This window comes from Haloferax prahovense DSM 18310, from assembly GCF_000336815.1.
Lineage (GTDB): Archaea > Halobacteriota > Halobacteria > Halobacteriales > Haloferacaceae > Haloferax > Haloferax prahovense.
Genome location: NZ_AOLG01000054.1, coordinates 84,538 through 108,539, shown reverse-complemented (window position 1 = coordinate 108,539; position 24,002 = coordinate 84,538). Strand labels below are relative to the sequence as shown.

The following is a 24,002-nucleotide window of genomic DNA, read 5'->3' as shown; positions in this document are numbered from 1 at the left end:
CACACAGAGACCCGTCGTCCCTCTCGGCACGGTCGGCGGGTAATCCGGGATATCAATGACTGATGCACATGCAGACGCCGACTTCGACCCCGCGCTCTCGGTCGAGGCGGTGTCGGACCTCGCGACACGAATCTCCGAGAACGTCGAACGCGTCATCGTCGGCCACCACGACGCCATCGAAGACATCATCGTGGCGCTGTTCGCCCGCGGTCACCTCCTCTTGGAGGACGTGCCGGGCGTCGGCAAGACGATGCTCGCCCGCGCCATCGCCACCTCGATAGAGGGGGAGTTCGAGCGCATCCAGTTTACGCCCGACCTCCTCCCGTCCGACGTGACGGGTGTGAACGTGTTCAACCAACAGACGAGCGAGTTCGAGTTCCGCGAGGGGCCGGTCTTCGGGAACGTCGTCCTCGGCGACGAGATAAACCGCGCGCCACCGAAGACGCAGGCCGCTCTCCTCGAAGTCATGGAGGAGCTACAGGTCACGGTCGACGGCGTCACCCGCCGCGTCCCCGACCCCTTCACCGTCATCGCGACGCAGAACGACGTGGAACCCGACCGAACGTACGACCTCCCGCTGGCCGAACTCGACCGGTTCATGAAGAAGATTCATCTCGGCTACCCCAACGAGGCCGAGGAGACGGAACTGCTCGGCCGCGTCTCGGGACACCACCCCATCGAGTCGCTCGAACCGGTCGCGTCGGCCGGTGACGTGCGCGACGCCCGCGAGCGCATCCTCGACGTGACGGTGAGCGAGCCGGTCCGCCGCTACGTCTCTCGGCTCGCGGCCGACACCAGAGCGCGCGCCGACCTCGGCGTGAGTCCCCGCGGTTCCATCGCCCTCGTGCGCGCCGCGCAGGCCCGCGCCGCCCTCGACGCCCGCGACTACGTCGTCCCCGACGACGTCCAGCGCGAGGTGCGGAGCGTCTGGGCCCACCGCGTCCGGACGACCGACGAGCGCTCCGGCCGCGACGTGGTCGAGCGGGCGCTCGATACCGTCGCGGTCGAGTGAGACCCATGAAGCTCACCCTCCGCGGCTGGGTCGCCGTCGCGGTCGTGGTCGTCGGCGTCGCCAACGCCGTCGCCTACGGCCCGCGGGCGCTCAACGCGGTCGTCGTTCCGGTCGCCGTCGGCCTCGTCGTCGGCGCGGTGCAGGTCTGGCGCGTCTCGCCGCCCCGCGTCGAGCGCGTCGCGCCCGACGACGGCTTCCCCGGCGAGACCCACACCGTCTCGCTCGACCTCGACGCCGACAGGCCGTTTCCGGCGACCACGACCGACGCGCTCTCGTCCGGTCTCGACGGCGACACCGCGGTCGACTCGGTCGTCGGCGACGGCCGCGTCGACTACGAGGTGACCTACCGCGGTCGCGGCCCGGCGACGCTCGGCCCGGCGACCGTCGTCGCCCGCGACATCCTCGGGCTGTTCTCGAAGTCGTTCACCGCCGGCGGGACGACCGAAGTGCTCGTCTTCCCGCGGGTCCGGTCGCTCGGGGCGGCGGCCCGGCGAGATCTCTCGGCGCTCGCCGACGCGGGGCGCACCGACGAACGCGCCGAGTTCGACCGCCTGCGCGAGTACGTCCCCGGCGACCCGCTCCGCGACATCCACTGGAAGTCGAGCGCCAAGTCCGGCGACCTCATGGTGAAAGCCTACTCCGACCGGGTCACGGCCGACGCGGTTCGCGTCTCCACCGGCGCGACCGACGGCCACGAGGACGACGCGGCGGAGGCGGCCGCGACGCTCTGCTGTGCGCTTCTCGACGCCGGCGTTCCGGTCCACCTCACCTCGCCCGCGGGAACCGTGGAGGCGACGCCCGGCGACCGCCGGCGCGTCCTCGTCCACCTCTCGCGGCTCCGGTCGGGGTCGGTCCCCGACGAGACCGCCGAGGTCGTCGTCAGCGGCGACGCCGGGAAGACCCACGTCGCGCTCGGCGGCCGCGAGACCACGTTCGACCGCCTGCGCGCCGAGCGCGACGCGGTGGAGTCGTCGACTCCGACGAGTCGCGTCGGAACCCGCGGTGCCGACTCGGGGGTGTCGGCGTGACGGGTCCACGCGACCGTTCTGACGGGGCGAGACGCACCCCTGCGCGACCGGAGGTGCCGCGATGAGCACCGACACGAACCGGCGCGGCTCGGACTCGTCGCGGTCGGCCGCGAGCGCGTCGGCGTCAGCGACGAGGTCGGCGTCCTCCGCCACGAACACCGTCTTCGGCGTCCCCGCCGACCTCCTCGCGACGGCGGCCTCGCTGGTCCTCGTCGGCGCGTTCCTCGCGGTCGTCTACGACATCACGAACGTCGTGGGTCGCCGCGACCAGTTCGTCCTCCTCGCCGCGGGGACGCTCGCCCTCGCGACCGTCGTGGGCTGGACGCTCCGCCCCCGCTACGCCCTCGGCCTCGCGGCCCTCATCGCCGCCGGCGGCTTCGCGGCGTACTTCCTCGCGCTCCCCGAGAGCCAAGTCGCGTTACTCTCGCCGGAGCGACTGCTGGCCGACACGTTCGCGCTCCTCAGCGGCCTCTCGGCGCTCCGACTCCTGTCGGCCGACGTGTGGGCGCTCGCGGTGACGCCCGGCCCGGTGTTCCTCGCGTGGTACCTCGCGGTCCGCGGACGAATCGCGCCGGCCGTCGCGGTCGCCGGGAGCGGCCTCGGCCTGTTCGTCCTCACCACCGACGCGACGGGGACGCTCACGCTCCTCGGCGTCGGCGCGGGCATGGCCGCAGTCGGCTTCGACGGCATCGACCGCTTCGGGAGCGCAGGCGGCCAACTCGACGTGCTGACGGTCGTCCTCGCCGCGATGGTCGTCCTCTCGGCCACCGTCACGGTCCTTCCCGGCGCGGGCGGGTCGCCGGTCATCCCCGACGAGGGCGTGGCCGAACAGCCGACCGTCGAGGCCAGCCTCGTGAGCGCTGACGACCGCATCTCCATCGTCGGGAGCATCAGCCTCTCGCCGCAGGTCCGCTTCGAGGTCCAGAGCACCTCGCCGGACTACTGGCAGACGGCGACGTTCGACCGGTACACCGGCGACGGTTGGGTCAGAACGGGCGACACCCGCGACTACGAGGGCGGTCGATTGGCCGGCCCCGAGGGGCCGTCGCGCTTGGTCCGCCAGACCGTCACGCCGGCGACGCCGCTCGACTCCATGCCCGCGGCGTGGCGGCCCGTCGCCGTCTCCGGCGACATCGAAAACGAGACGCTCGTCACCCAGCAGGGGAACCTCCGACCCGACCGAGCCGTCGAAATCGGCGAGACCTACAACGTCACGAGCGCCGTCCCGCAGTACACCGCGGCGTCGCTCCGGCGGACGGGCACCGACTACCCCGACGAGATTCGCGAGCGGTATCTCGCACTCCCCGACAGCACGTCCGACCGCGTCCGCGACCGCGCCGCCGAGATAACGGGCGACGCGGAGACGCCGTACGACAAGGCCGTCGCCGTCGAGGAGTGGCTCGAAGCCAACAAGGAGTACTCGCTCCGGGTGTCCCGTCCCGACGGCGACATCGCCGAGTCGTTCCTCTTCGAGATGGACGCCGGCTACTGCACCTACTACGCCTCGACGATGGTGGTGTTGCTCCGCTCGGAGGGCGTCCCCGCGCGCTTCGTCACCGGCTACACGACCGGCGAGCGCGTCGACGGCGACCGCTACGTCGTCCGCGGCCTCGACTCCCACGCGTGGGTCGAAGTCTACTTCGAGGACACCGGCTGGGTCCGCTTCGACCCGACGCCCGCCGGCCCCCGGCAGGACGCGGAGTCGACCACCCTCAGCGACGCCCGAAACGAGGGTCGACTGGGCGTCGACACCAACGAGACGAACGCCGAGTCCAACGAGACCGAACAGCCCACGACGACCGCGAACGACACCGAGACGCCGACCGAAAACGGGTCCGAGCCGAACGGGACGCCCATCGACAGCAACGCACCGGGCCCCAACATCGACGAGCGTCTCGGCATCACGCCCACAGGCGACGGCACGACCGAGGAGGACGAGGACGGCGGACTCGTCCCCGAGATGCCGTCGCGGGAGACGATATTCGTCGGTCTCGTCGGCCTCCTCGGCGTCGTGGCCGGCGTCAGGCGGACCCGGCTCCCGGCGCAGCTCCGGTTCGCCACCGCGGCGTATCAGCGGCGCACCGACTCGCCGGCAGACGACGTGTTCCGGGCGTACGACCGCCTCGAACTCGCTCTCGAACGCGACTACCGCCCGCGCCGCCCCGGCGAGACGGTCAGGGCGTACCTCGATTCGCTCTCCCGGGTCGGCGTGGACGAGCGGACCCGACAGGTCGGCCGACGCTACGAGCGCGCCAAGTACGGCGACGGCGTCACCCGCGCCGACGCAGACGAGGCCGTGGCCGCGGCGAACGCCGTCGTCCGCGCTCGTCTGCCGCTCGTCAGACGCTGGGCGGACTGAGCGGCGCGAAGAACCGCGTCACTTTTTCTGCGTGCGCTCGCACGAACGCTCAATGGCGACACGAGACGCTGTCTTCGCAGTCCTGTGTGCCGCCCTCTGCGTGCTCGCCGTGGTCGCCCCGACCGCGGCCGCACAGGAGGCGCCGGCGAGCGGTCCGGGCGTCGAACCGCTCGTCCAACAGGGCGTCGAACCGGACAGCACGCGAATCGTCGTCGAGGTCTCCGAGAGCGGCGACGCCCGCTGGGAGATTCAGTACTGGACCCGGCTCGACGACGAGAACACGACCGAGGCCTTCCAGTCGCTCCGAGACGACGTGCGGGCCAACCCGGACGACTACACCTCGGCGTTCGCGGAGCGCATCGCCTCGACCGTCGGGGCCGCCGAGAACGCCACCGGCCGGGAGATGGCTGCCACGAACGTCTCGGTCTCGGCGGAGACGCGGTCGCTCCCCGATAGCTTCGGCGTCGTCTCCTACTCCTTCGAGTGGTCCAACTTCGCGGCGGTCGACGGCGACCGCCTCGTCGTCGGCGACGCCATCGAGGGCTTCTTCCTCGACAGTAGCTCCCGGCTCATCCTCTCGTGGCCCGACGAGTACGGCGCGGCGACCGTCGAACCAGCGGGCGACGAGACGCGAGAAAACACGGTCATCTGGCGCGGCTCCCAGACCGAGTTCGTCTCGGGCGAGCCGAACGTCGTCCTCGAACGCGGCGCTGGCGGCTCCGGAACGACGGTGACGGCGACGGCGACCCCGACAGACTCCGAGACGCCCGTCGCGGACGACGACCCGTTCCCGACGACGACCGCGCTCATCGCGCTCGTCCTCGTCGTCCTCGTCGGTGCCGGCGCGCTCTATCTCCGCTCGCGCGGCGCGCTTGGCGGCGGCGACGGCGGCAACGGCGGCGCAAACGTGGCCGGCGCGGCTGGCAGTACGGACGCCGGCGCGTCCACCGACTCGGCCGCCGCGAGCGCGGGCGAAGCCGACTCGGCGGCGGCCGACGACGCAGCGACCGCCGCGGCGAGCGCCGGAGCCGGTGCAGACGAACCCGACGACGACTCCAACGCGGGCGACGAGGACGGCGAGCCGAGTCCGCCGCCGGAACTCCTCAGCAACGAAGAGCGCGTCCTCCGGCTCATCGAGTCCCGCGGCGGCCGCATCAAGCAACAGGAGGTCGCCGGCGCGCTCGACTGGACCGACGCGAAGACGAGCAAGGTCGTCCGCGGAATGCGCGACGAGGGAACCATCGAGGGCTTCCGCCTCGGCCGCGAGAACGTCCTCCGTCTGCCAGAAGACGACGCGGACGAGGACGGCGGCGACGCGAACGGTGAATAAATATCTTACGACCGTTTCGGTCGGTGGTCGGTCCCTAATCGGAAGACAGCGGCGACCCGAATGCGACGCTCGAACTGCCGTTGACTGGGGTTGATTCGCGGGCACGACCGCACGTTTATATCGGAACGGGGTTCCAAAACGAGAGTGATGAGTCGACGAACCGCTGCGCTCGCCGTCGCCGCCGCCGTGTTGCTGGCGACGGTTGGCGCACCGCTCGCTCTTGCCGCCCCGGCCGGACCGATGGGACTGACGGCCACCGATGGCTCGGCCGCCGCTCCCGTCGCACAGACGACCGCGAACGACAGCGCGACCAACGACACGGCGGCCAACGATAGCGCCGCGTCGTCGGTGACGCTCCCCGGTCAGCGCCTGTCCGCCGTCATCGGCGTGCAGGGCTCCGAGACCGACGGGGAGCTCGAACGACGTACCTTCGAAGCGCGCTTCGCGAACGCGAACTCGAACGCCTCGAAGGCCGCGGTCGTCGCCACGCAGGTCGTGACGGTGCGCGAGCGCCTCACCGAACTCGAACAGCGCAGGGACCGCCTCGAAGCCCAGCGCGAAAACGGCACCCTCTCGGAGGGCCAGTACCGCGCGCGGTTGACCCAGACGGTCGCCGACATCGAGCGCACCCGGAGCATGCTGAACCAGACGGCTGACGCCGCCTCGACGGTCCCCGCCGAGGAGCTCTCGGCGCGCGGCGTCGAGACGGCCGAGCTCGATAGGCTCCGCACGAACGCGAGCGAACTCACCGGCCCCGAAGTCGCCGAAATCGCCCGCGAAATCGCGGGGAACCCCGGAAAGGGAATCGGCCGCGACCGCGCCGAAAACGAGTCGGAGACCGACCGCAACGGGCGGCCGGACGAAGCGGGACGGAGCGATGCCCCGGGAAACTCGCGTTCTGAGGCGAGCGGCCGCGCCGATGACGTTCGTGAAGACGCCGGAAACGCGACCGACGCGACCGGCGTGACCGACGACGCGTCCGAGGGCTCGTCCGGCGATGGTGACCACGGCAACGCCCCGGAGACGCCGCCCGGAAACGACAAACGGGCGAAGGACGCCGACGGGAGCGCCCCCGCGGTGACCACCGACGATGAGCAGTCCGACGACGACGGCACGACCACGACCGACGACGCGACGGCGGACGACGAATCGGAAACGTCGTCCACGGACGACTCGGGCGCTTGAAGCCGGGGACGGCGACCCCGCCTCCCGATACTGTTTAATATCCCCATCCTGTAGGTCCACACTGTAATGTCGGAAGTCTGCTCGACGTGCGGGCTCCCTGAAGAGCTCTGCGTCTGCGAGGACGTGGCGAAAGAGTCTCAGGAGATAGTCATCCGCATCGACGAGCGCCGCTACGGAAAAGAGGTTACAGTCATCGAGGGATTCGACCCGAAGGACGTCGACATGGACAGTTTGTCGTCGGACCTGAAGTCGAAATTCGCTTGCGGTGGAACCGTGGAAGACGATTCCATCGAACTCCAAGGCAACCACCGCGGCCGCGTGGAGGACTTCCTCCGCGAAAAGGGGTTCAACGTCGCGTGACCGACCTCTGAATTAGCCCGCCGTCGAGATTTTTCGAAGCAAATCAGCGCACACGAGCCGTTAGTCCGCCAGTCGCCCGACCGCTCGTGTCCGCGGCCGCGTCACGCGTCAGCGACGCCGCCGCTCAGCGGCGTCCATCGCCGCGCCCGCCCTCGTCGATGCCCTCTTCGAGCGGGCCGGCCCACGCGTCGAGTCCGCCGGCCATGCTCTCGATACGGGCGTTTTCGGTCCCCTCGTAGGCCGAAAGCAGGCGGACGGCCTGCACGCTCGCCTCGCCCCGCGGACAGACGGTGACGATGCGCTCTGCGCTCGCGATGCGGTCGAGGTGCGAGACGAGGTCGGAAAGCGGGACGTTGATGCTCCCCGGCACGTGTCCGAGCGCGAACTCGGCCTCGGTGCTCACGTCGACGACGAGCGGCGGGTCCTCTCCGTCGAGGAGTTCTTCGACCGCCGCGGGGGAGATTTCGTCGACCATCTACAGCAGGCCCTCGTCGCGGGCGAGGAGGACGCCCTCGACGGTCGCGTCGTTCGTCGGCGGTTCGGTCGCTCGCCCGATGGCCTCCTCGACCGGCACGGCGCGGACCGAGAGGAACTCGTTGTCGTCGAGGTCGCGTTCGACCGGCGTGAGCCCCTCGGCGAAGACGAAGCCGCGGCGGTGGCGGAGGACGCCGGTCGAACACCACACGTCGCCGATGACCGACGCGGAGTCGGCGGCGAAGCCGGTCTCCTCGCGGAGTTCGCGCAGTCCGGCGTCGGTGAACGACTCGCCCTTCTCGACGACGCCCGCGGGGAGTTCGAACTGGGTCTGGCGGATGTTCGGCCGGTACTGCTCGACGAAGACGACGTGGTCGTCCGCGACGGCGACGACGACCACCGCGGTCGCCAGTTCGGCCCAGTAGTAGCGCTTCGTGGTCCCGTTGGGCTGTTCGACGAGGTCGTAGCCGCCGGTGAACCAGCCGGTCTCGTACTCGGTTTCGGATTCCAGCACGCGCCACTCGGGGTCGGGCAGGCGCTCGTGACGGCGGCCGTCGTCGGTCATCGGTCTGCTCCGGTCGCGTCGTCGTCGGTCTCGGCGTCGTCGTCGTCGGCCGCGGCCGCCTCGTCGCTCTCGGCTTCCTCCCCGAGGAGCGCGTCGCGGTAGACGCGGCCGAAGGCGTTGCGTCGGAGCGTACTGACGGCGGCGTCTCGCTCGTTTTGGAACGTCGTCGCCAGCACCGTCTCGGCGAACGGAACCGCGTGCCACGCGACGCGGTCCACGTCGGGGTTGCCGAGTTCGACGACCTCGTAGCGCTCGTGGGCCGCGCGCCAGTCGTCGAACTCGTCGCGCGTGCCGACGGAGACCGAAAGCGACTCGGCGAACAGCGCGTTGCGGACGGTCTCGATTACGTCGCCGGTCACGCGCGCTCGGTACTCCTCGCGGTCGAAGTCCATCGCCTTGGCCGTCTCGCGGACGACCACCTGTGCGGTCGGTCCGACGCGGTCGAAGGCGGCCTCGGCCTCGTCGAGCGACGCCGGAGCAATCGTCCCGTGGGTTTCCATCGCCAGTCGATTCGGGGCCCGGACTTACGACTCTTTCCTGTCCGCGTCGTCATCGGCACTGTCGGCGTCGCCGGCGTCGTCACGCCCCGCGTGCTCGTCGTCGCCGGTTTCCTCGCCGTCTTCTCCCTCCTCGTACATCTCGCGAGTGAGCGACTGCGCCTCCTCGAAGATGCGCGCCGCGTCGCCAGACAGCGACTGCGACCCGCCGGAGCCGCCGAACTGCTGCGGCTGTCGGTCGGGGATGTCGTGGCCATGATTGTGGTCGTGACCGTGACCTCGGCCTCCCGTGCGGTCGACCGTGTCCTCGAACACCTCGTCGAACTCCCGTTCCTCGGCCAGGTCGGAGACGAGCGGGCCGAGCGAGTCGGCGTTCAGGTCGGCCCACTCGGGAGCGTGTTCGTCCAGCCACGTCTCGTGGTCGTCGCCGTGGACGATGGCCTGCAACGCGAGGTGGTTCGCGAGGTGCGTCTCGTCGCGCTGCGGCGCGTCGCAGACCGGACAGGCGTATCCCATGCCCTCCGGTAGCGGCTCTGTGTACCAAAACCCGTCGCACTCTCGCGTCGTGCTCTGTCGCGTTGCATCGCATCGCGCCGCGTCGGCGTCGTCGGTCGTCAAAGGAAATGTGGCCGCGTCGCCCGCGCGGTGGTGGGTGGGTCGCAGGCGACAGGTGGCTCTCGCGGCACCTCGTTCGGTGCCGCGTCGTGTGGTGGTGGGTGGTGATACCGATTCGTTCGTGTGTCGATGCGTCAGGCGGACTTGACGATGACCGTTCCGTCGGCCCAGACGGTCACGTCGCAGGCAGCGTACCGGAACCCGATTCGACCGCGCGATGGGACGACCGACCCGCGGGTGCCGCCGTCCGTCGCCGGTGTCCGCGCCAGCGGAGCGAACAGTTGGCAGAGCGCGTCGGGGTCGATAGTCTCGGACAGCGGCGGGAGGTTGACGGCGTCCACGTCTTTCAACTGGGCGGCCGCGGTGACGACGGTCACCGCGAGGGTGTCTCGTCCGCCCCAGTCGTGTCGGGCGACGACCTCGTCGGTCGCCCCCGTATTCCATCCCACATCGTTGCCCGGTAACACGCGAGTTTCGTCCATGGTTCGGTTCGCGTCGGCGCCTCGCCGACACCCGTGCCGACGACGCTCGTGGATATATCGGTCGCTGCTATCCAACTAGTGGTGGCGCGCGCGCCACCTCTAGGTACCTAGAACCGTAACTGAAAATCAGCTGGTATCGCTGGGCCCCATGTGGTATGGTATCATTCGAAGACGCGCTCGACCAGTTTTCGCTCGGCCGCGCGCAGGTGGTACTGGTAGGTCGGCGCGCTGATGTCGAACGTCTCGGCGAGCGTCTCGGCGGTGCTGCGGCGCGGCCACTCGTAGAATCCGGCGAGGTGGGCCGCCCGAATCGACTCGTACTGTCGGCTCGTCCACGCCTCGCGCATCTCGGCAGCGAACGTCTGCGGCGACTCGGTGCCGTCGTCCGTGGTCCGCCGCGACAGCAGACTCGTCCCCGGGTAGTTCGAGTCGAGCGCGTCGACGAACGAGCGGACCCGGATTCGTTCCGGCACCTCGGCGGTGAGCGTGGTCTGGGTCGGCGTCGCGTCGAGCGCGCGCAGGGTCGCCTCCGAGGCGTACAGCGTCTCGAACAGCGACTCCCGCGGGAGGCGGAGTTCGAACAGGGACCCCGAGTCGTCGGTCGAGACGTGGCGCACGCGCGTCGCGATGTCCCGCCCGGCGGCGACGACCTCTTCGGGTTCCGCGTCGCTGGCGACGAACGCGATGACGGAGCCGTCGGAGTTCGGGATGACGCCGCCGAGGCTCACCGCGCGACCGACGCGCCGGGCGAGCCGCGACAGCGACAACCGGTCGCCGCCGAGTTGTACCTGCACGTCCGTCCGGCGCTCGGTCAGCATGGCGTCGGCGCGCCCGGTGGCTGCGAGGGCGTAGCCGACCGTCTCGCCCAGGTCGGTGAGCAGGCCGTCGTCGTCGGCGAAGGCGTCCGGGTCGGTGGCGTGGACGACGAACAGCGCCTCCACCCGGTCGTCGGCGACCGCGGGGATGACCGCGATAGCGCGGAACCCGTAGCTGAGGGCGTCGCCGCGGTGGTCGGCCCACGCGGGGTCGTCGAGCACGTCCGCTATCACCTGTATCTCCCGGGTCTCCACGGCAGCTTCGAGCAGGGGAAACAGCGGTTCCGCGGACGCAACCTCTCCGAGTCGGTCGGCGTAGGCGGTGTCAGCGCCGTGGACCGCGTCGCTCGTCGGCCGGTACGTCTCGTCCACGTCCCTGGCCTCTGCGTGCCAGACGATGGCGTAGTCGTCGGCGTCGACGAGGTGCTTGGCCACGGCCGAAAGCGCCTCGCCGCGGGTCGGCGCGCGGATGAGCGACTGGTTGATGTTCCGGATGGTCGCGTTGATTCGGTCGAGTCGGGTGAGCGCCTCGTTCTGGGCCTCGAGCCGCCGGTCGCGCTCGCGTAGCTCCGCCTCGGCGTCGATTCGGTCGAGCAGTTCCTCGACGGTCGCAGAAAGCAGGTTCACGAGCTCCACGTCGACCTCGTCTGGCGCGACGGTGCCGGGGTGGCCGGTGACGAGGACGCCGTGACGACCGAGCGGCGCGGCGATGACGCGCTCGACGCCGTCGACGACGCCCCCGTCGGGCGCGATTTCGATCACGCGGACCTCGCCGGAGACGAACGCGTCCCAGACCCCACCGCGGTCGAGGCCGCCCCCGACCGGCTTGTCGCCGAGGCCGGTTCCGGCCGCGCCGACGCGGACGAGGCTCGTGTCCGCCTCGTCGAAGACGAACAGCTCCGTCCGGGCGTCGCCGAGCACCTCGTCGCAGGCGTCGACGGCGGCCCGGAGGACCGCCTGTCGGTCGGTCGCGCCCATCATCTCTCGGGTCCGGTCGTGGAGCGTCGCGAGCAGGCGCTCGTAGCGGTGTCGCTTCGTCACGTCGCGGAGGACGCCGACCGAGCCGACTTCCTCGCCGCCGACGACCAGCGGCGTCCGGTGGTCTTCGACTCTGACGACCCCCTCGTCGGGCGTCCGCAGGTCCAACTCCACGATTCCCTGCGAGGTCGACGCGAACGCCTCGTCGCTGCCGTCGGTCGCGCTCGCGTTCTCGGTGAGCAACGCCGTGGACGACCCGATGACGCGGTCGCGCTCGAGTCCGGTGAGGCGCTCGAACGCGGGGTTGACCGCCGCGAACCGCCCCTCGTCGTCCAGCGCGTACACCGCGTCGGCGACGGCCGCTAGCATCCGCCCGTACTGCTCGGCTTCGACCTCGTGTTCCAACTGCTCCGTGATGTCTGTGAAGTAGACGGACAGCCCCGTCTCTGAGGGGTACGCCCGAACCGCGTACCACGTTTCGAGGCGGTCGTAGTACTGCTCGAAGGTCGCCGGCTCCTGTCGCTCCATCGCTCGCTCGAACTCCTCGCGGAAGACGGCCGACTCGGGCACCGAGTCCCAGATGCGCGTCCCCAACACCGCCGCGGCCGACATCCCGAGGCCGTGTTCGGCCGTCGAGTTGACGTAGGTGACGCGCCAGTCCGCGTCGAACCCCATCACCGCCTCGTCCATCCGCTCTAAGACCTCCGAGAGGGCGCTTTTCAGCTCGTTCCGTTCGGTCGCCGCGCCGACGACGGCGGCGATGTTCTCCAAGAAGAGCACGTCGTCGTCGGAGAACTGCCCGCGGGCGACGCCGTGGACGGCGATGACTCCCCACCGGGTGTCGTCGCCGCCGATAGCCGCGCTCATTCCGCTTTTCGGTCCCGACGGGCCCGCGCCGGTCGCGTGCTCGAAGCGCTCGTCGTCGTCGAAGTCGTCGACGAGCGTCGAACGCCCGGACCGGTATGTCTCGACCGCCTGCGTCCCCCCGGCCGCGGCGAGTCCGTGGCCCCGATTCGCCGACCAGCCCGCGGCGGCGGCGACGCGGAACGCGCCGTCGTCGAGGCCCTCGAAAATCGTGACCGAACTGGCGTCGAGCACGTCGCGGACGCGACTCGCGGCGTGGTCGAGCGTCGAGTCGAGGTCGACGGCGGTCAGCGCCCGCGTTCCGATTTCGGAGACGACGCGCTGCTGTTCGATTCGGTCCCGGTGGCTCCGCGCGAGGGTGCACTCGCCGAGCGCCCGCTCGACGCGGAAGGCGAGCCACGACATCGTCTCGGGGTCGTCGTCGCGGACGACGTAGTCCGTCGCGCCGGCTTCGACCGCGCGGGTCGCGGTCTCCTGGTCGGCGGCCGCGACGACGACCGGAACGTCGATGCCCTGGGTGTAGATGTCGCGGACGAACGCCCCCTCGTCGCCGGCCGCCGTGGGGGCGGCCAGGACGATACAGGAGATGGCCGCCGGGGCGGAAACGAGTTCCGCGCGCGCCGCGGCGGGGGTGCGGACGTGCCGGACGGTCGTCGCTCCATCGAGCGACGACAGCGACGAGTCGAGGGACGCCGCGAACTCGCCGTCGTCACTCAGACAGAGCACGGTGGGGGACGGTAACACAACCCGTGTACGCGGCTCGTCGTGATAAGCGCTCCTTCGGCCGCGAGCGGTCCTGTCAGGCGCGCTGCCACTCCGCCACATCGAGGACCATGATGTACGCGTCCTCGCCGTCGCCGTAGTAGCTCGGCACCCGGCGGGCGGGCTCGAAGCCGAGGCTCCGGTAGAGGCCGATAGCCGGGTCGTTCGAGACGCGGACTTCGAGCTTCACGACCGTCGCGCCAGCGATGGCCATCGCCGTCAGCGACTGAACGAGCAGCTGCCGGCCGAGGCCGTTCCCGCGGGCCTCCGGGCGGACCGCGAGGTCCTTCACGTGGCCGATGTCGTTGCCGTGGTTCGGCATCACGTCGGCGACGACGTAGCCGAGCACCTCGTCCCCGCGGGCGGCGACGAGGAACGCCGGCTCGTCGACGAACATCTCGAACGCGGAGTACGGCCACGGCTCGGAGAAACACGTCCGCTCGATGCGGAGCACGTCGAGGAGGTCCGCCCGGTCGACCCGCCTGACGACCAAGTCGCCGGCGAGCGCGTCGTCGAACGCCGTCACGCCCGGCGCTACGTGGTTGGCACGCAAAAGCCCGACGGCACGGGTGCGGACGGACGCGGAACCGACGCCGAGACAGACGCGCACGGGAGCGGGCAGTGCACTACTTCCGGCCGCGCGGTGGCCGCCGCTCGCCGGGCGAAAAAGTGAGAAGGCGTGTTGGTCGCGTTCAGTCGTCCGCGGGGGCAGCGCCGCCCTCGGCCTGCTGCTTCGTGAGGGGGAGCTTGCCGCCGGCGGTGAGGATACGGCGCTCGCGCTCGGAGGCGTGCAGGTTCGCCGTCGCTTCCCAGTCGTCGTTCACGCGGATGGTGAACTCTTCCTGGCCGGATTCGACGGCTTCGGCAACGTCGTCGACGATTTCGACGTCGTCGCCCTGTTCGATCTTCGCGTAGGTCTCCTCGTCGATGGCGAGGGGGACGATACCGAAGTTGAACAGGTTCGCCTTGTGGATGCGAGCGAACGACTGCGCGAGGACGGCCTCGATACCGAGGTACATCGGACACATCGCGGCGTGTTCGCGGGAGGAACCCTGACCGTAGTTCTCGCCCGCGACGAGGACGCCGGTACCGGCATCCTTGGCCCGCTGGGCGAACGTCTCGTCAACGCGTGAGAGCGTGAAGTCCGAGAGGCGCTCGATGTTCGAGCGGAACTTGAGGATGTCGGACGTCGCCGGGATGATGTGGTCGGTCGTGATGTTGTCCTCCATCTTCAGGAGGGTCTCACCCGAGATGTGGGAGCCGAGGGGGTCCTGCAGGGGGACTTCGCCGATGTTCGGGCCCTTGATGAGCTCGTCGTCGATGGCGTCTTCGGCGTAGATGAGGTCCGTCTTCGAGCCGTTGTACTTGTCGGGGAGCTCGACGCCGGGGGCGTCGAGACCGAGTTCGTCGGCGAGGTCGCGCGGGTCGACGATTTCGCCCTTGAGCGCCGCGGCGGCGGCGACCTGCGGCGAGCAGAGGTAGACGTTGTCCTCTTCGATGCCCGAGCGCCCCTCGAAGTTGCGGTTGAAGGTGCGCAGCGAGACGGAGTCGGAGGCGGGGACGTGGCCGATACCGATACACGGACCACAGGTCGCCTCGGAGACGTTGACGCCGGCCGCCATCATCTCTGCCGTCCAGCCCTCGCGGGCGAGCATCTCGCCGGCCTGCTTCGAACCGGGCGCGACGATCATCTCGAGGTGCTTTGCGACTTCCTGGTCCTTGACCATCTTCGCGGCCGGGAGGACGTCCTCGTAGCCGCCGTTGGTACAGGAACCGACGAGGACCTGCTCGACCTTCTCGCCGGCGACTTCGCGGACCGGAACCACGTTGTCGGGCATCGACGGGCAGGCGATGAGCGGTTCGAGGTCGCCGAGGTCGATGACGATTTCGTCGGCGTATTCGGCGTCGTCGTCGGCCGTCAGCTCGATGTACTCGTCGCCGCGACCCTGGCGCTCGAGGTAGTCCTTGGTCTTCTCGTCGGTCTCGAAGAGCGACGAGGTGGCACCGAGTTCGGTCCCCATGTTGGTGATGGTGGTTCGCTCGGGCACGGTGAGCGATTCAGCACCGGGGCCGGTGTACTCGAACACCTTGCCGACGCCGCCCTTGACGGTCTCGCGGCGGAGCATCTCGAGGATGACGTCCTTCGCGGAGGACCACTCGGGGAGTTCGCCTTCGAGGCGGACGTTCACGACTTCCGGCATCTCGACGTAGTACGCGCCGCCACCCATGGCGACAGCGATGTCGAGGCCACCGGCACCGATGGCGAGCTGGCCGAGGCCGCCGGGCGTCGGCGTGTGGGAGTCCGAGCCGAGGAGCGTCTTGCCGGGCGCGGCGAAGTTCTCCTTGTGGACGTTGTGGCAGATACCGTTACCGGGGCGGGAGAAGTGGGCACCATATGTCCCGGCCGCGGAACGGAGGAAGCGGTGGTCATCCGTGTTCTTGAAGTCGAACTGGTAGGTCTGGTGGTCGCAGTACTGGGCGGCGAGTTCGGTCTGGGCCTCGTCGAGGTCGAGCGCCTCGAACTGGAGCCAAACCATCGTCCCAGTCGTGTCCTGCATCAGGACTTGGTCGATTTCGATTCCGATCTCCTCTCCGGGGGTGAGGTCACCCTCGACGAGGTGGTCCGAGAGAATCTTTTCCGTGAGCGTCTGTCCCATAACACCCGAACGTCGATGGTCCTCGGATATAAATCCCGCGTACTTCCCTATCTTCGAACGTGAACGATAGCGCCGTCTCGGGGTTTCTAGCGTCTAAGGGCCATTAAACTCCTTGTTGGTTCTCCCATGTGACTTGTCACCGCGGGGGCCGTCACCGCCCCAAATGGAGGGTGATTCGGTCCCTCTATCAGCTCGAAAACGGGGTGGTTTAGACCGCGTCACGACCCCGGTACCGACACCATCCCCGGGCCGCCGGCCGACCGAGGTTCGGCACAGTTTTGCGCCCCCTGAACGGGGTTCGGATATGCACCGCGCTGGCTCGTTCGTCGCACAGCACATCTCGCCGGTCACGGCCGAACAGGTCCAACCGAACGGCGTCGACCTGACGCTCGAAGCGGTCCTCGAACAGGTCGAACCGGGCCGCCTCGGCCGCGAAGGGAAGACCATCGGCGAGCGTCGGCCCCTCGAGTTCGCCGACCCGGACGCCGAGACGTACCGACTCGACCCCGGCGGCTACGTCCTCCAGTACGCCGAGACGGTCCACATCCCGGAGGATCACGTCGGCTTCATCTACCCGCGGTCGTCGCTCATGCGGAACTCCTGTATGCTGAACACGGCCGTCTGGGACGCCGGCTACGAGGGGAAAGGAGAGGGGCTCTTGCAGGTCCACCACCCGGTCGAACTCGAACGCGGCGCGCGCGTGGCTCAAATCGTCCTCGCGGACGCGAACCACGACGGGACCTACGACGGTAGCTATCAGGGCGAGCGGACCCGCTGACGGTTCCGGTCGATGGCTCTCCGGAGGCATCGCTCGGCGGATAGTACCGAATGAATACCGACATCTCGATTTACGGGACGTTCTCGGCGATGACGAATTCCTTTCAAGTCGATGGGCGTCGTATCTGTCTTCGCGGAGGGCATGTCGGGCCGAAACGAGGGGCGACCTGTACACACCGAACCTCCGCAACTTCCTCCTTCCACATCTTCTTGAGTGCGCCCGTGTTCCTGCTGGACCTGTGTTCGCTTCGCGCGAGTCGTAGACACCGCCCGCGGGCCTTCGATTCGCCCGGCAGGCGAGCGGCCACGGTGGCGCTGTCACCTAAAACCGCTTCGAGCGGCGCACTCGTGTTCTCTGACCCAAAGGCACATTTACGCGCATGCCTAAGTGTGGCCAATCACTGATGTCACGGAGTCCATCTCTCCCGGAACGTCCTCATCTCGATCTGGACCCCGAGATGTCGGATGCAGAGCGCCTCTCTGCACTCCGCCAGCACTTCGAACGCATGGTCGACGTCAACCGCGAACTCGACCAGCGGCTCCAGAACGCCGACGACCGTCACGCCGAACTGGTCGACGAGGTCGACCAGATGAAGGCGCGAAACGAGGCCCTGAAGACGGCCTCGTACTACATCGCCACGGTCGAAGAACTGACCGACGACGGCGTCATCATCAAGCAGCACGGGAACAACCAGGAGGTCCTGACCGAATTCGCACCGAGCCTGAACATCGACGACATCGAACCCGGCGACCGCGTCGCCATCAACGATTCGTTCGCCGTCCAGACTATCCTCGACGACGAGACGGACGCGCGGGCGCAGGCGATGGAGGTCGTCGAGTCGCCGACGGTCACCTACGACGACATCGGCGGCATCGACGAGCAGGTCCGCGAGGTCCGCGAGGCGGTCGAACAGCCCCTCGAGAACCCCGAGATGTTCGAGGAAGTCGGCATCGACCCGCCCGCGGGCGTGCTCCTGTACGGCCCGCCGGGGACCGGCAAGACGATGCTCGCCAAGGCCGTCGCCAACGAGACCAACGCCTCGTTCATCAAGATGGCCGGCTCCGAACTCGTCCAGAAGTTCATCGGCGAGGGCGCGCGGCTCGTCCGCGACCTGTTCAAGCTCGCCGCCGAGCGCGAGCCGGTGGTCATCTTCATCGACGAAATCGACGCCGTCGCCTCGAAGCGCACGGACTCGAAGACCTCCGGCGACGCCGAGGTCCAGCGCACGATGATGCAGCTCCTCTCGGAGATGGACGGCTTCGACGACCGCGGCGACATCCGCATCATCGCGGCGACGAACCGCTTCGACATGCTCGACGAGGCCATTCTCCGGCCGGGCCGGTTCGACCGCCTCATCGAGGTTCCCAAGCCCGCCGTCGAGGGCCGCCGCCGTATCCTCGACATCCACACCCGCGACATGAACGTCGCCGACGACGTGGACCTCGACGCGCTCGCCGAGGAACTCGACGACTACTCCGGCGCGGACATCGCGTCGCTCACGACCGAGGCCGGGATGTTCGCCATCCGCGACGGCCGGACGGAGGTGACGGGAGCGGACTTCGACGCCGCCCACGAGAAGCTCTCGAACGTCGAGGAGTCCGGCACCGGCCCCATCTCGGGCTTCACGGACTACCAGTACTGAACCGGTCGGGAACCGGCGTCGCGGCGGTCGTCGACGCCTCCGCCTCACCCCGGCTTTCGAGCGCCACTATTCGTAACCCCCTTTTCCGCCGCCGCGAGAGTTCGGACATGAACACGATTCGCGTCGTCCGCGGGGTCGGCACCGCCCCCACCGAGATGGCGTCGTACGACGCCGCCCTCGCCGCCGCCAACGTCCACAACTACAACCTCGTCGCCGTCTCCTCGGTCGTCCCCGCCGACGCGACCGTCGAGGCGGTCGACGTGGCCCCCGACCTCGGCCCGGCGGGCAACCGACTGACCGTGGTGCAGGCCCGCGAGACCACCTCGACGCCCGGCGAGACGGCCGTCGCCGGCCTCGGCTGGGCGACCGGCTCCGGACCCGGCCTGTTCTACGAGGCGTCCGGCACCGACGAAGCGAGCGTTCGCGCGGCCGTCATCGACGGGCTCGAATCGGGCCGGAACCTCCGCGAGTGGTCGTTCGACGACGAGGACGTCGCGCTCACGACCGGGACCCACGAGGGCGACGGCTACACCACCGCCGTCACGGTCGCGGCCTACGGGCAGAGCGAATCTGTCTTCTAAACCGCCCGTGCGGTGACCGACGGACTCATCAGCTTTTGTGAGAATCCCTCCAGCATGAGTGGTGACGCGCCGTTCGACCTGTCTCCCGGGCGAGTGGCGCTTATCTACGCCGCCTTCGGCTTCCTCTGGGTCGCGACGAGCGACAGTCTCGTAGAGGGACTCCCGAACCACGAACTCATCCAGACGGCGAAGGGATGGCTGTTCGTCGGCCTCTCGGCGCTGTTGGTGTACGCCCTCGTCAACCGGAGTCAGTCCAAACTAAACCGGACCTCCGAGCAACTGGAGTCGACGCTCGCACACACGAGCGTCCTCCATCGAATCCTCAGACACGACATCAGAAACGCCTGCACCGCCATCCTCGGCTACGCCGAACTCGTCGAGTCGAAAGGCGACGCGGGTTCGAACATCGACCCGGTCCAGGCGATTCAGGAGCGCGCGAACCGGCTGGTCGAAGTGAGCGACGAGGTCGCGCTCCTCCGCACCGTCGAACTCGCTGAGGGGAACGAGGTCGACGTCGACCTCTCCTGTGCGGTCGCGGACGCCGTCGAGGACCTCGAAATGGAGTACCCGGAGGTGCAGGTATCGGTCGCCTCGCCGGAGACGCTCGTCGTGCGGGCGCACCCGGCGCTCCCGCGCAGTCTCGCGGAGTTACTCGACAACGCCGTCGTCCACGCCGACTGCGACGAACCGGAGGTGCACGTCGGCGTCTGGAAACTCGGCGAAGTCGCCGGGGTTACCGTCACCGACAACGGCCCCGGTATCCCCGATGCCGAGCGCGACGCCCTCCTTTCCGGCTCGGAGACGCCGCTTTCGCACACCAGCGGCGTCGGCCTCTGGCTCGTCCGCGCCATCGTCGACGCCTCCGGCGGGTCGCTCGACATCTCGAAGCCGAAGGCCCACGGAACCGTCGTCACCGTATCGCTCCCGCGGACGGCGTCGTGACCGCGCCGCGACCGAGCCGAGACGGTCTCGTCCGCGTCGCGACGGTCTCGTCCGCGTCGCAACCGCGTTATCTCCCGGTTTCGATTCGCTCGCCACATCACCGCCGACGACGGCTTTTTACACGTCCTTCCCGTATCGCAGACGACTGATGAACGGGAACAACCCATATGCGGGCGCTCCCGGCGTGGCTGGGGCCGGCCAGCCGTCGGCCAACCGAGAACTGACCGTCGAGCAGATGGACGCACTCCGGCGGGCCGTCGCCGGCATCGTCTCGCGCACCGAGTCGTACCTCCCCGAGGGGTTCGCCGTCGGCTCGGAGCTCTCGACGGGGTCGAACGGACCGCTGGCGACCGTGGCCGTCCACCCGCCCGTCGGCCACCCCGTCAGCGCCGGCTTCTCGCCGGACGCCGACGAACTCGATGCCGGACTCACCGACGAGGACCGAAACGAGGTCGCCCGCGGACTCGCCGCGACCGCGGCGTTCCAGGTGATGAGCGCCGTCGGCGACGACCTCACGCCCGCCGCGCGGTAACCCCGAACGACCCCCGTCGCCGTCGGGGCCCGAGTGGCCACTGACGCGAGCGCTCCGCTGACGCTCGTCGGCACCGACCGCGGCCCAATTTTTTGGCTCTGTTGAAACCCTCAGAGCTTGATACGTGTGGCGTGACACAGACAGCGGGTGAGTTCATCACGCCCTCAACATTCTACTGTCAATCTGTCAGAACTGGCTCATCGGATTGAGTGATCTCATCTTCGATGAATTTAGTCCAGAAGCGTTCCCGCGAGATTACTTACAATTGCTTCAACAATCATTCGAGGAGAAAAACGAAACATGAGGTTCGTCAGTACGATCAACAACTGCCAAAACCTCATGACACCCTTCGTCTTGTTCATCAAGTGTGAGAGAATTCCACGATGTTTGAGCGTCAAGTCTTACGTGAATTGCGAACTTTGCAGAACCGTCTGGCCACTCGTCCTTGATGACTCTGCTGTCAACCTTCGTGATATCTGTCTGCTGATTTGCCGCTTGTTTCAATTCAAATGAAGACCAGTACACGATCTCGTCATTACGCTCAATAAGTAAGTGAGCTGTATGTTGTTCCGGTCGTTGATTGAAAATTTCCACCTGACTGAGGCTGGTACTTGATTGTTCGAAGAAAGAAGTGCACCCGGCAAGACTCGTAGTGAGAGCTGCACCACCCAGCTGGAGGACTTTTCGCCGAGGGACACCTTGCATCATTTCAGAACACTAACAAAGTCTTCAAAAACGTTCTGTTCACACATTGGGTTGAGAAATTTCACACGCGGTTGCTTATTCGATAATCTGAATTACAATTCAACCTTGCAAGACTTGCGCTCTGTATTCAGCACGCTTTCAACAAACTATCAGCTGCTGAGGGGTTCAACAGGGCCAATTTTTCGTCACTGCCGACTGGCACTCGCCGCGCTCGTTCTCTCGCTCCGCTTCGCGTGCAGTCTCGTCTCCGAGTTCTCTCGTCAGTTCACAACGAGAACAATACACTTCACGGAGGCGGTCGAAAGGGAAGTATGGTTTCGCTTTTCGGCTACGCGGACGAGATTGGCCCGACGACGCTCATCATCGTCGGCTTCCTGCTGTTTGTCTTCCCGGAACCGGCGACGTCGGCCCTCGGCGCGGGACTGATGCTGTTCGGCGTGGCGTACTGGTTCTGGGAGTGGAACCGACCCTGAGCGCGAGACGAGCGTGCGAGTGACCCCGCTCAGACGCTCCCGCGACGGCGGTTTCGACCGTCGTCGTCACGGACGCGAGAGACGTAACGCTGTCCAGTGTGACGTCGGTCTCGGCGGTCGTACCCGACCCGCCGGCCGGACCGGTCACCGACCGCGGCGTCGCAACGAACAACCCGTAGGCGAGCACGGCCGCCGAGACGAGGCCGCTCGCGCCGACGAGGAGTGAGAGCGGGAGCGGCGAGAGCGTGCCGACCGCCGTCCCGACGAGAAGTGGGAGCGGCAGTGTCGCGAGGATGGCGTCGTACCGCGTCGCTTCCGAGACGATGCTGTCGCTATGGGGTGTTCGTGTGCGCATGATACCACTCGGCGACGAGTACGAACGTGTGAATAGTAGTTATTTCGCCGGACGGCACGGTCCCGCGGGTCGCCTACTTCCCCCAGAAGGGGTCGCGGCGGCGGTGCTTTTCGAGGTAGCCGGACAGCGCCTCCAGTTCGTCGGTGGGGATGTCGTCGCGGAGTTCCTGTTCGAGAATCTTCGCGTGCTTCTCGGGGAGTTCGATCCAGAGTTCGTCGCCCTCGTCTATCTGCCGGCCGACCGTCGGACCGTCGATGGCGACGCTGACGCGCGACCCGGCGCGGGCGCTCGACACGTCCTCGCCGTTCTCTTGGATGCCCGATAGCTGGCCGACGCGGTTGGGCTCGCCGTCTTCCCACTTCACGACGTTCATGTTGTTCTTGATGGTCCCGGACATGATTTCGACGCCGACGACGGCGGGGTTGTTCTGCCGGAAGACGTGGTCCTGGAGGATACGGAAGCGACACGGGCGGACGATTTTGTCGAGAATCGTCTCCTGCTGGGCGCGTTTCATCTCGTCGACGTACTCCTCGTACTCCTCGACGAGCTGATAGATGACGTCGTCTTCGAACAGCTTCACGTCGTTCTTGTCGAGTTCGGCCTCGGCGTTCGAGAGCACGTCCACGTTGAAGCCGAGGATGACCTTGTGTTCGGGCTCGCGGGCGGTCGAGGCGACGGCCACGTCGCGCGGGGCGATGTCGCCGACCTCGGCGCGAAGGATGGGGACCTCGGCCTCTTGGAGGGCGTTCGCCATCGCTTCGAGGCTCCCGAGCGTGTCGGCCTTGACGACGACGCCCTCCTCCTCGGTGGTGACCTCGATGTCGGCGAGTTCGGCTTCGACCTCGCGGATGACCTCGTCGAGGTCGCGGTCGCCGACGACGCGGACCGGCGCGCCGGCCATCGCGTCTTCGAGGTCGGGGGCGGCGATTTTCACACCGGCCGCGGCACCGACCTCGTCGACCTTGTCGAACCGCTTTTCGGTGCGAATCTCGGCGTTCGGGCGGGGCTGGAGGAGCGCGCGGACCTCGGTGACGATAGGGTTGTTCGCGCCGCCGACGACGATGGTGTCGCCCGCGCGAATCGTCCCGTCGTAGAGAACCACGTCGAGGGTCGCGCCGAAGCCGCGTTCCTCCTTGACTTCGAGGACTGTCCCGGAGCCGGGGCCGGCCACGTCGATGGCCATCTCGTCTTTCATGTAGCGCTGGGAGAGACCCATCAGGACGCCCAGCAGGTCCGGAATGCCCTCGCCGGTGAGCGCCGAGACGGGGACGACGCCGATGTTGGACTGGAAGTTCTGGACGCGCCAGTAGAAGTCAGAGGAAAAGCCCCGGTCGGAGAGTTCGCCGATAATCTCGTACAGCTTCTCGTCGAGTTTCGAGCGGGCGCGCTGTGACTGTTCCTCGTAGGTCTTCTGGATGGGGGCCCCCTCTTGGGGGTTCCAGCCCGGCGTCGTGTCTATCTTGTTCGCGGCTACGATGAACGGCGTCCCCGTTCGTTTGAGGATGTCGATGGCCTCCTCGGTCTGCGGCTGGAAACTGTCGTTCACGTCGACCACGAGGATGGCGATGTCGGCGAGCGCCCCGCCGCGAGAGCGGAGGGTGCTGAAGGAGTGGTGGCCCGGCGTGTCGATGAACAACAGCCCCGGGAGGTCGAAGTCCTCGGGTTTGACCAGGCTGCCGGCCATCTGCGAGACGGTGTCTAAGGGGACCGCGGTCGCGCCGATGTGCTGAGTGATGGCACCTGCCTCACCCTCGCTGACGGCGGAGCCGCGAATCTTGTCGAGAAGACTCGTCTTCCCGTGGTCCACGTGGCCGAGGACGGCCACGATGGGTGTGCGAAGCGTATCGGATTGTGACGTCGAATCAGTGTCGGACATGGAGAATCGCCCCGGAGAAAGCTCTTACCGGAATCGAGTCGGTGACTCAAGTTAAGTCCATCGTCACGGGCGCACGACCCCGCGATTCGCCGTGTCGACTGTTCTCGCGGCTCATGTTCGGGTCCGGACTCGCTC

22 protein-coding genes and 1 pseudogene are annotated in these 24,002 nt (G+C 68.0%); 12 read left to right on the top strand and 11 right to left on the bottom strand.

Annotated features, from left to right (window positions below):
* Positions 1 to 55 precede the first annotated feature (55 nt).
* From C457_RS16380 to yciH, 6 genes are all read left to right on the top strand, one after another.
* Entirely contained in the window at positions 56 to 1,012 is a 957-nt protein-coding gene (locus C457_RS16380; protein ID WP_004976321.1) for an AAA family ATPase, read from the top strand.
* A 5-nt stretch (positions 1,013 to 1,017) separates the two neighbouring features.
* Positions 1,018 to 2,040 carry a DUF58 domain-containing protein gene (locus C457_RS16375; RefSeq protein ID WP_008096423.1) on the top strand — a complete coding sequence of 341 codons (1,023 nt, stop codon included), beginning with the start codon at positions 1,018 to 1,020 and terminating at the stop codon, positions 2,038 to 2,040.
* 61 nt (positions 2,041 to 2,101) lie between these two features.
* Positions 2,102 to 4,399 carry a transglutaminase TgpA family protein gene (locus tag C457_RS16370; protein ID WP_008096420.1) on the top strand — a complete coding sequence of 766 codons (2,298 nt, stop codon included), beginning with the start codon at positions 2,102 to 2,104 and terminating at the stop codon, positions 4,397 to 4,399.
* Positions 4,400 to 4,451: 52 nt separating this feature from the next.
* Positions 4,452 to 5,729 (top strand): helix-turn-helix transcriptional regulator, encoded by a 1,278-nt coding sequence (locus C457_RS16365; RefSeq protein ID WP_008096417.1) that lies wholly within the window; start codon positions 4,452 to 4,454, stop codon positions 5,727 to 5,729.
* Between the two features lie 147 nt (positions 5,730 to 5,876).
* Positions 5,877 to 6,914 (top strand): DUF7096 domain-containing protein, encoded by a 1,038-nt coding sequence (locus C457_RS16360; protein ID WP_008096415.1) that lies wholly within the window; start codon positions 5,877 to 5,879, stop codon positions 6,912 to 6,914.
* Positions 6,915 to 6,980: 66 nt separating this feature from the next.
* Positions 6,981 to 7,274 carry a stress response translation initiation inhibitor YciH gene (yciH, locus tag C457_RS16355; protein WP_004976316.1) on the top strand — a complete coding sequence of 98 codons (294 nt, stop codon included), beginning with the start codon at positions 6,981 to 6,983 and terminating at the stop codon, positions 7,272 to 7,274.
* Between the two features lie 124 nt (positions 7,275 to 7,398).
* Here the strand turns inward: yciH and C457_RS16350 are convergent, their stop codons facing one another.
* The 8 genes from C457_RS16350 to C457_RS16315 all read right to left on the bottom strand — a co-directional run bounded on the left by C457_RS16350 (position 7,399) and on the right by C457_RS16315 (position 15,983).
* A complete protein-coding gene (locus tag C457_RS16350; RefSeq protein ID WP_008096411.1) occupies positions 7,399 to 7,749 on the bottom strand; it encodes a rhodanese-like domain-containing protein in 351 nt (116 codons plus the stop codon).
* Positions 7,750 to 8,313, bottom strand: a complete 564-nt coding sequence (locus C457_RS16345; protein WP_008096409.1) for an NUDIX hydrolase — start codon at positions 8,311 to 8,313, stop codon at positions 7,750 to 7,752.
* Positions 8,310 to 8,813: a DUF5809 family protein gene (locus C457_RS16340; protein WP_008096408.1), complete on the bottom strand. Its 504-nt coding sequence runs from the start codon at positions 8,811 to 8,813 to the stop codon at positions 8,310 to 8,312. The genes C457_RS16345 and C457_RS16340 overlap by 4 nt, the downstream gene beginning before the upstream one ends.
* A gap of 24 nt (positions 8,814 to 8,837) precedes the next feature.
* Complete coding sequence (locus tag C457_RS16335) at positions 8,838 to 9,326, bottom strand: DUF5810 domain-containing protein (RefSeq protein WP_008096406.1); 489 nt, start codon at positions 9,324 to 9,326, stop codon at positions 8,838 to 8,840.
* A 233-nt stretch (positions 9,327 to 9,559) separates the two neighbouring features.
* The gene (locus C457_RS16330) at positions 9,560 to 9,907 is read right to left on the bottom strand and encodes a HalOD1 output domain-containing protein (protein ID WP_008096404.1); all 348 of its coding nucleotides are present in this window, start codon (positions 9,905 to 9,907) and stop codon (positions 9,560 to 9,562) included.
* A gap of 161 nt (positions 9,908 to 10,068) precedes the next feature.
* Positions 10,069 to 13,281: a bacterio-opsin activator domain-containing protein gene (locus tag C457_RS16325; RefSeq protein ID WP_049913692.1), complete on the bottom strand. Its 3,213-nt coding sequence runs from the start codon at positions 13,279 to 13,281 to the stop codon at positions 10,069 to 10,071.
* Between the two features lie 82 nt (positions 13,282 to 13,363).
* Positions 13,364 to 13,852, bottom strand: coding sequence for a ribosomal protein S18-alanine N-acetyltransferase (gene rimI, locus C457_RS16320; protein WP_008096400.1), 489 nt, complete (start codon positions 13,850 to 13,852; stop codon positions 13,364 to 13,366).
* Between the two features lie 166 nt (positions 13,853 to 14,018).
* Complete coding sequence (locus tag C457_RS16315; RefSeq protein ID WP_008096398.1) at positions 14,019 to 15,983, bottom strand: aconitate hydratase; 1,965 nt, start codon at positions 15,981 to 15,983, stop codon at positions 14,019 to 14,021.
* A 304-nt stretch (positions 15,984 to 16,287) separates the two neighbouring features.
* On the opposite strand from C457_RS16315, the gene C457_RS16310 reads away from it, so the two are divergent.
* From C457_RS16310 to C457_RS16290, 5 genes are all read left to right on the top strand, one after another.
* A complete protein-coding gene (locus C457_RS16310; protein ID WP_004976305.1) occupies positions 16,288 to 16,761 on the top strand; it encodes a deoxyuridine 5'-triphosphate nucleotidohydrolase in 474 nt (157 codons plus the stop codon).
* 403 nt (positions 16,762 to 17,164) lie between these two features.
* Positions 17,165 to 18,403, top strand: a complete 1,239-nt coding sequence (gene pan2, locus C457_RS16305; RefSeq protein ID WP_008096396.1) for a proteasome-activating nucleotidase Pan2 — start codon at positions 17,165 to 17,167, stop codon at positions 18,401 to 18,403.
* A 107-nt stretch (positions 18,404 to 18,510) separates the two neighbouring features.
* Positions 18,511 to 18,984, top strand: coding sequence for a pyruvoyl-dependent arginine decarboxylase (locus tag C457_RS16300; protein ID WP_008096394.1), 474 nt, complete (start codon positions 18,511 to 18,513; stop codon positions 18,982 to 18,984).
* Positions 18,985 to 19,077: 93 nt separating this feature from the next.
* Positions 19,078 to 19,926, top strand: coding sequence for a sensor histidine kinase (locus tag C457_RS16295; protein ID WP_008096392.1), 849 nt, complete (start codon positions 19,078 to 19,080; stop codon positions 19,924 to 19,926).
* A gap of 148 nt (positions 19,927 to 20,074) precedes the next feature.
* Complete coding sequence (locus C457_RS16290; protein ID WP_004976300.1) at positions 20,075 to 20,458, top strand: DUF5811 family protein; 384 nt, start codon at positions 20,075 to 20,077, stop codon at positions 20,456 to 20,458.
* Positions 20,459 to 20,728: 270 nt separating this feature from the next.
* On the opposite strand, the gene C457_RS20230 is transcribed toward C457_RS16290, so the two are convergent.
* Complete coding sequence (locus C457_RS20230; RefSeq protein WP_152420039.1) at positions 20,729 to 21,163, bottom strand: hypothetical protein; 435 nt, start codon at positions 21,161 to 21,163, stop codon at positions 20,729 to 20,731.
* 311 nt (positions 21,164 to 21,474) lie between these two features.
* Between C457_RS20230 and C457_RS20700 the strand changes: the two genes are divergently transcribed.
* Positions 21,475 to 21,636: a hypothetical protein gene (locus C457_RS20700; RefSeq protein WP_008096390.1), complete on the top strand. Its 162-nt coding sequence runs from the start codon at positions 21,475 to 21,477 to the stop codon at positions 21,634 to 21,636.
* Positions 21,637 to 21,665: 29 nt separating this feature from the next.
* Here the strand turns inward: C457_RS20700 and C457_RS21115 are convergent.
* Positions 21,666 to 21,991 (bottom strand): annotated as a pseudogene (locus C457_RS21115) (hypothetical protein).
* A 73-nt stretch (positions 21,992 to 22,064) separates the two neighbouring features.
* Positions 22,065 to 23,867 (bottom strand): translation initiation factor IF-2, encoded by a 1,803-nt coding sequence (gene infB / locus C457_RS16285; protein WP_049913668.1) that lies wholly within the window; start codon positions 23,865 to 23,867, stop codon positions 22,065 to 22,067.
* Positions 23,868 to 24,002 lie beyond the last annotated feature (135 nt).

What these genes read in the sequence shown, in the direction of transcription:
- C457_RS16380 (WP_004976321.1), top strand. Translation starts at nt 56, where the DNA reads ATGACTGATGCACATGCAGACGCCGACTTCGACCCCGCGCTCTCGGTC.
- C457_RS16375 (WP_008096423.1), top strand. Translation starts at nt 1,018, where the DNA reads ATGAAGCTCACCCTCCGCGGCTGGGTCGCCGTCGCGGTCGTGGTCGTC.
- C457_RS16370 (WP_008096420.1), top strand. Translation starts at nt 2,102, where the DNA reads ATGAGCACCGACACGAACCGGCGCGGCTCGGACTCGTCGCGGTCGGCC.
- C457_RS16365 (WP_008096417.1), top strand. Translation starts at nt 4,452, where the DNA reads ATGGCGACACGAGACGCTGTCTTCGCAGTCCTGTGTGCCGCCCTCTGC.
- C457_RS16360 (WP_008096415.1), top strand. Translation starts at nt 5,877, where the DNA reads ATGAGTCGACGAACCGCTGCGCTCGCCGTCGCCGCCGCCGTGTTGCTG.
- yciH (WP_004976316.1), top strand. Translation starts at nt 6,981, where the DNA reads ATGTCGGAAGTCTGCTCGACGTGCGGGCTCCCTGAAGAGCTCTGCGTC.
- C457_RS16350 (WP_008096411.1), bottom strand. Translation starts at nt 7,749, where the DNA reads ATGGTCGACGAAATCTCCCCCGCGGCGGTCGAAGAACTCCTCGACGGA.
- C457_RS16345 (WP_008096409.1), bottom strand. Translation starts at nt 8,313, where the DNA reads ATGACCGACGACGGCCGCCGTCACGAGCGCCTGCCCGACCCCGAGTGG.
- C457_RS16340 (WP_008096408.1), bottom strand. Translation starts at nt 8,813, where the DNA reads ATGGAAACCCACGGGACGATTGCTCCGGCGTCGCTCGACGAGGCCGAG.
- C457_RS16335 (WP_008096406.1), bottom strand. Translation starts at nt 9,326, where the DNA reads ATGGGATACGCCTGTCCGGTCTGCGACGCGCCGCAGCGCGACGAGACG.
- C457_RS16330 (WP_008096404.1), bottom strand. Translation starts at nt 9,907, where the DNA reads ATGGACGAAACTCGCGTGTTACCGGGCAACGATGTGGGATGGAATACG.
- C457_RS16315 (WP_008096398.1), bottom strand. Translation starts at nt 15,983, where the DNA reads ATGGGACAGACGCTCACGGAAAAGATTCTCTCGGACCACCTCGTCGAG.
- C457_RS16310 (WP_004976305.1), top strand. Translation starts at nt 16,288, where the DNA reads ATGCACCGCGCTGGCTCGTTCGTCGCACAGCACATCTCGCCGGTCACG.
- pan2 (WP_008096396.1), top strand. Translation starts at nt 17,165, where the DNA reads ATGTCACGGAGTCCATCTCTCCCGGAACGTCCTCATCTCGATCTGGAC.
- C457_RS16300 (WP_008096394.1), top strand. Translation starts at nt 18,511, where the DNA reads ATGAACACGATTCGCGTCGTCCGCGGGGTCGGCACCGCCCCCACCGAG.
- C457_RS16290 (WP_004976300.1), top strand. Translation starts at nt 20,075, where the DNA reads ATGAACGGGAACAACCCATATGCGGGCGCTCCCGGCGTGGCTGGGGCC.
- C457_RS20230 (WP_152420039.1), bottom strand. Translation starts at nt 21,163, where the DNA reads ATGCAAGGTGTCCCTCGGCGAAAAGTCCTCCAGCTGGGTGGTGCAGCT.
- C457_RS20700 (WP_008096390.1), top strand. Translation starts at nt 21,475, where the DNA reads ATGGTTTCGCTTTTCGGCTACGCGGACGAGATTGGCCCGACGACGCTC.
- infB (WP_049913668.1), bottom strand. Translation starts at nt 23,867, where the DNA reads ATGTCCGACACTGATTCGACGTCACAATCCGATACGCTTCGCACACCC.